The sequence below is a fragment of the Streptomyces murinus genome, from assembly GCF_002154555.1.
In the GTDB taxonomy this organism is placed as follows: domain Bacteria; phylum Actinomycetota; class Actinomycetes; order Streptomycetales; family Streptomycetaceae; genus Streptomyces; species Streptomyces murinus.
The window spans coordinates 1-5,205 of record NZ_MUNF01000386.1; the positions used below are offsets into that span (position 1 = coordinate 1).

The 5,205-nt window shown below is 72.6% G+C and carries 4 protein-coding genes and 1 pseudogene; 2 read left to right on the top strand and 3 right to left on the bottom strand.

Annotated features, from left to right (window positions below; genetic code table 11):
* A pseudogene (locus tag CCN72_RS40020) lies at window positions 1–417 on the bottom strand (hypothetical protein); the annotation flags it as partial.
* Between the two features lie 197 nt (window positions 418–614).
* Between CCN72_RS40020 and CCN72_RS23130 the strand changes: the two are divergent.
* Window positions 615–1,487, top strand: a complete 873-nt coding sequence (locus CCN72_RS23130; RefSeq protein ID WP_085566316.1) for a S1 family peptidase — start codon at window positions 615–617, stop codon at window positions 1,485–1,487.
* An 18-nt stretch (window positions 1,488–1,505) separates the two neighbouring features.
* On the opposite strand, the gene CCN72_RS23135 is transcribed toward CCN72_RS23130, so the two are convergent.
* The gene (locus CCN72_RS23135) at window positions 1,506–3,155 is read right to left on the bottom strand and encodes an N-acyl-D-amino-acid deacylase family protein (RefSeq protein ID WP_086809230.1); all 1,650 of its coding nucleotides are present in this window, start codon (window positions 3,153–3,155) and stop codon (window positions 1,506–1,508) included.
* A 78-nt stretch (window positions 3,156–3,233) separates the two neighbouring features.
* Window positions 3,234–4,505, bottom strand: a complete 1,272-nt coding sequence (locus tag CCN72_RS23140) for an amino acid deaminase (RefSeq protein WP_086809232.1) — start codon at window positions 4,503–4,505, stop codon at window positions 3,234–3,236.
* A gap of 167 nt (window positions 4,506–4,672) precedes the next feature.
* Between CCN72_RS23140 and CCN72_RS23145 the strand changes: the two genes are divergently transcribed.
* The coding region (locus tag CCN72_RS23145; RefSeq protein WP_244174400.1) for a sugar kinase at window positions 4,673–5,205 on the top strand (533 nt) is incomplete at its 3' end.

The window sequence follows — 5,205 nt, forward strand, 5'->3', positions numbered from 1 at the left end:
CACCGAGGGAGCCGCCGGGGCTGCGGCCCCCGCGCCGTCCGCGCCCGCGCTCGCCGTGGCGTCGGCACGGCCGCTCCCCTTGTGCCGGGACTCGACCGGGGAACCCGAACCCGTCGTCCCGGCGACCCCGAGCGCCCCGGCGGCTCCCTCGGTGACCGATCCGGCGCCCGACTCGGCGCCCGCGAGATCCCCGGAGCCCGCGTCCGCCGCCTCCGCCCCGACATCCCCCGATCCGACTGATCCGACGTCCTCCGCCCCGGCCGCACCCCCGGTCGCGGCCGTCAGGGCCGGCAGCCCCCGCCGGCGCCCACCACCGCCTTCGCGCCGCCGCCCGCGACGGCCGGCGCGCCACCCCCGGCGCCGACGGCCACCACGCCCACCCCGTACTTCTCCTCCGGCGGCAGGGGCCACGGCCACGGCAGGCATCCCCGCTGACCCGCCCTCAAGTCGTCAGGGAATCAAGAGAGTTGATCACAGGCGTCGCACAGGGAAACCCCTACGACCTGATCCGCCTTCTTGTTCCCGTCCCCTCGCTGCGCCGAGAATGCGCATGACAACACAGCAGGCGACCGGAAATCCCTCCGGTCGCCGCCGTCGTAAGAGGGGACCCCCACATGAACAAGCCTCTCCTCGCCGCGCTGTCCGCCCTGGCCCTGGCCGGGCTGGGCGCGGCTCCCGCGGTCGCCGCCCCACTCACCGCGGCCCCCGCCGCGCACGCCGACTCCCCGGCGCCCAAGGCGAAGTCGCCCGCCGTCACCGTCAACTTCGCCGGCACCGTCTCGCTCAGCGACTGCTCCGGCTCGGTGATCCGCTTCCCCAACTCCGCCGACAGCGACCCGGCGTTGGTGCTGTCCAACGGCCACTGCCTGGAGACCGGCTTCCCCGACCCCGGTGAGGTCATCACCGGCCAGTCCTCCAGCCGTACCTTCGGCCTGCTGAACGCGAGCGGCAGCAAGATAGCCACCCTGCGCGCCAACCAGGTCGTCTACTCCACCATGACCGACACGGACATCACGATCTACCGCCTCAACACCACCTACGCGCAGATCAAGAGCTCCTACGGCATCAGCCCGCTCACCCTCAGCGACACCCACCCGACCGCGGGCACCGCCATCAAGGTCGTCTCCGGGTACTGGAAGAAGACCTACAGCTGCAACATCGACGGCTTCGTCAACCAGCTGAAGGAGGGCGACTGGACCTGGAAGGACTCCATCCGCTACACCTCCAGCTGCAACACCATCGGCGGCACCTCCGGCTCCCCGGTCATCGACACCAGCACCGGCAAGGTCGTCGCCGTCAACAACACGGGCAACGAGGACGGGGAGCGCTGCACCGTCAACAACCCGTGCGAGGTGGACGCGAACGGCAACGTCACCGTCCACGAGGGCACCAACTACGCCGAGGAGACGTACGGGATCCCGGCCTGCTTCACCACCGGCAACAAGCTGAACCTGAGCGCGGCCGGCTGCACCCTGCCCAAGCCGTAAGGCGCGGCGGCACGGCGCTCACCCCGGCAACGGCGTCGGTGCCGGTGTCGGCGTCCTGCGGACGGACCGGCCCGCGAGCACGTCCGTCCGCCTGCCGTCCTCGATGACGAAGCGACCGTCGACGAGGACGTACGGGATGCCCGTCGGAGGCGTCCGGGGCGCCTCGAACGTGGCGCCGGGCGCGACCGTCCCCGGGTCGAACAGCACCAGGTCCGCCCGGTACCCCTCGCGCACCAGGCCCCGGTCCGGCAACCGCAGCCGGGCCGCGGGCCGCGCGGTGAGCCGGGCGACGCACTCCTCCAGCGACAGCACGCCCAACTCCCTTACGTAGTGCCCGAGATAGCGCGGGAAGGTGCCGTACGCCCGCGGGTGCGGCTTCGCGCCCCGCAGGATGCCGTCGGAGCCCCCGGTGTGGGCGCGGTGGCGCATCAGGGCGCGCACATTGTCCTCGTGGCCGACATGCTGGAGGACGGTCGTACCGAGCCGGTCCTCGATCAGCAGCCGCCGGACGACCTCCCACGGCGACCGGGCCCGCTCCGCCGCCAACTCCCGTACGGTACGCCCCGTACACGCGCCGAGCGCCGGGTCGGCCACCCCGGAGACCTCGACCGTCTCCCACGCCACCGGCACACCGTGGCAGCCGTCCGAGCCGGTCACCTCCAGCTCCCGCCGGATGCGCTCGGCCGTCGCCGGGTCCGCGAGCCGGGCCAGCACCTGCGCCGGGCCGCCCTCGCTCGCCCAACTCGGCAGCAGGGCCGCCAGGGTGGTGCAGCCGGGCGTGTAGGGGTACGTGTCGAACGTGATGTCCGCGCCCGCCTCCAGGGCGCGGTCGAGCAGGGCCGTCAGCTCATCGGCGCGCCCCTCGTTCACCCCGAAGTTCATGGTGGCGTGCGCCAGATGCAGCGGGCAGCCCGCCGCCCGGGCCAGCGCCACCATCTCGGCGTAGGCGTCCAGCGCGCCGGCGCCGTAGGACCGGTGATGCGGGCAGTAGTAGCCGCCGTACGACGCCACCACCCGGCACAGCTCGGTCAGTTCGGCGTCGTCGGCGTACATCCCCGGGGTGTAGGTGAGCCCGGAGGACAGCCCGACGGCCCCCTGCTCCAGCCCCTGCGCCACCAACTCCCGCATACGGCGCAGCTCTTCGGCGGTCGCGGGCCGGTCCTCCCACCCCATGACGAGCGCCCGGACCGTGCCCTGCGGGATCAGATAGGCGGCGTTCACGGCGATCCCGCGCCCCTCGAACCCGTGGTCAAGACGGTCGAGGTACTCCCCGACCGTGCGCCAGTCGAAGTCGACGTCCTCGCCGTACCCGTTCCACCCGGCGATCGCCCGGCGCACCTGGGCCAGCGTCCGCTCGTCCACCGGTGCGTACGACAGCCCGTCCTGGCCGATCACCTCCAGGGTGACCCCCTGCGCGGCCTTCGCGCTGTGGTCGGGGTCGCGGAGCAGCGCGAGGTCGGAATGGGCGTGCATGTCGATGAACCCGGGGGAGAGGACCAGCCCCTCGGCATCCAACTCCCGCATCGCCCGCGGCCGTTGGCAACCCGCCGCCGCGGCCTCCTTGACGATGGAGACGATCCGCCCGCCGTCGACGACCACATCGGCCCGGTACGACAGCTCGCCGCTGCCGTCGACCACCTCGGCGTCCCGCACGACCAGGTCTTCCATACCGGCCTCCCCGACCGCTCCAGAAGCTTTCCCGCTCCGGCTGTACCGCTGTGGCTCTCCCGCTCCGGCTTCCGCGCCCTAGAAGTAGGTGCGGATGTAGTCGACCACCGTCCCGTCCGCCTCCGCCACCGGGATGAGCTGCCACTTCTCGAAGACCGTGCACGGATGGGACAGCCCGAAGCCGATCCAGTCGCCCACCCGGAGATCCGCGTCGGCACCGGTACGCAGCCACAGATGCTGGTCGGACAGCGCCGTCACCTCGATACCGGCCGCCGGCCGCTCGGCACCGTCCCGGCGCACCACCCGCGCCACTGGCAGATCGAGGTCGTACGAGACGTCCCGCTTCCCCGCGTTCACGAACGCCTCCGTCGCCGAGGGCCGCGAGACCACCTGCGCCCACAGCAGGAACGCCGGCTCCAGCGCGCCCTCCTCGGGCACCCGGTTGAACGGGGTCAGCTCGCTGTAGTGCACATCGTCGTGCGAGACGTACGCACCGGAGCGCAGCAGCTTGAGCACCGGGCGGGACAGCGCGGGAATCTTGGCGAAGACCTCGGCGACGACATCGAACCACTCGCTGCCACCGGCGCTGACGACGATCTCCTCGGCGCCCTCGAACAGCCCGTCCCGGTCGAACTCGACCGCGAGTGTGACGAGTTGATCCAGCCAGGCGCGCACCCGCTCCGGGTCGGCGTCGGGCACCTGGGCCTCGTACCCCGCCACCCCGACGAGCCGCAGTGCCCGCGCCCGCCCCACCGCCTCGGCGACGGCCCGCGCGTCCGCCGCCGTACGGACACCGGTGCGGGCCTGCTCGCCCGCGCCCAGCTCGACGACCACGTCCACCGGCCGGACGGCCCCCGCGAGCGCCGCGTCCATCAGCTCCACACCGCGCACGGAGTCGACGTAGCAGACGAAGCGGAAGCCCGGGTCCGCGGCGAGCTCACCGGCGAGCCAGCGCAGGGCGGAGGCGTCGACCAGCTCATTGGCGAGAAAGACCCGCTGGACGCCGAACTCCCGTGCGACGCGCACCTGATGGGGCACGGCCAGCGTGATCCCCCACGCGCCGTGCTCGATCTGGCGCCGGAACAGCTGCGGCGCCATGGAGGTCTTGCCGTGCGGCGCGAACGCCAGACCGTGCCGGGCGGTGTACGACTCCATGAGCGCGAGGTTGTGCGCCAGGCGCTCGGCAGACAGGACGAGCAGGGGAGTGGTGAATCCGCCGTCCGCGTCGAACAGATTGCGCCGCTGGGCGGCCAGCTCCCCGACAAGGAGACCGCGGGCACCCGGCGGGAGGCCCTTGAAGCGGTGGTCGACCCGTTCCTCGGCCAGCCGGTCGAGCGCTTCGGTGTCCATGGGAGCCCTTCTTCGTCCGGCGCACGCCCTTGCCGTTGCATTCTGTGCAACGTGCATTGCATGCAGTGCTCACTGCTGTCTAGCATCTCGCCGACAACGGGTCAACGGAGTGACACCGCCGGCGCTTGGGGGTTACGGGAGTGGACATCGTCGCGCTGGGCGAATCCATGGTCACCCTCATCCCCACCCGTCCCGGCCCCCTGTCCGAGGTGCCCGCCTTCTCCCGCGCCATCGGCGGCGCGGAGTCCAACGTGGCCTGCGCGATGGCGGCGCTCGGCCACTCGGCCCGCTGGGTGAGCCGGGTGGGCACGGACGGATTCGGCCAGTGCGTGACGGCGGGCGTCGCGGCGTACGGGGTGGACGTCTCGACGGTACGACGCGATCCCTCCCGCCCGACCGGCGTCTACTTCCGCACGGCCGCGGACCGGGGCTCGGGGGCGCACGAGGTGGCGTACTACCGGGCGGGATCGGCCGCGTCGGCGATGTCCCCGGCGAACGTGGACATGCACGCGGTACGGGACTGCCGGATCCTGCATCTGTCGGGGATCACCGCGGCCCTCTCGTCGGACTGCCACGCCCTCCTCCACCGGCTGACGGCCCCGGCCGCCGACCGCCCCCTGATCTCCTTCGACATCAACTACCGCCCGGCCCTGTGGCGGGGCGACGACGCCGCCCGAACCCTGCTGGAGCTGGCCCGCCG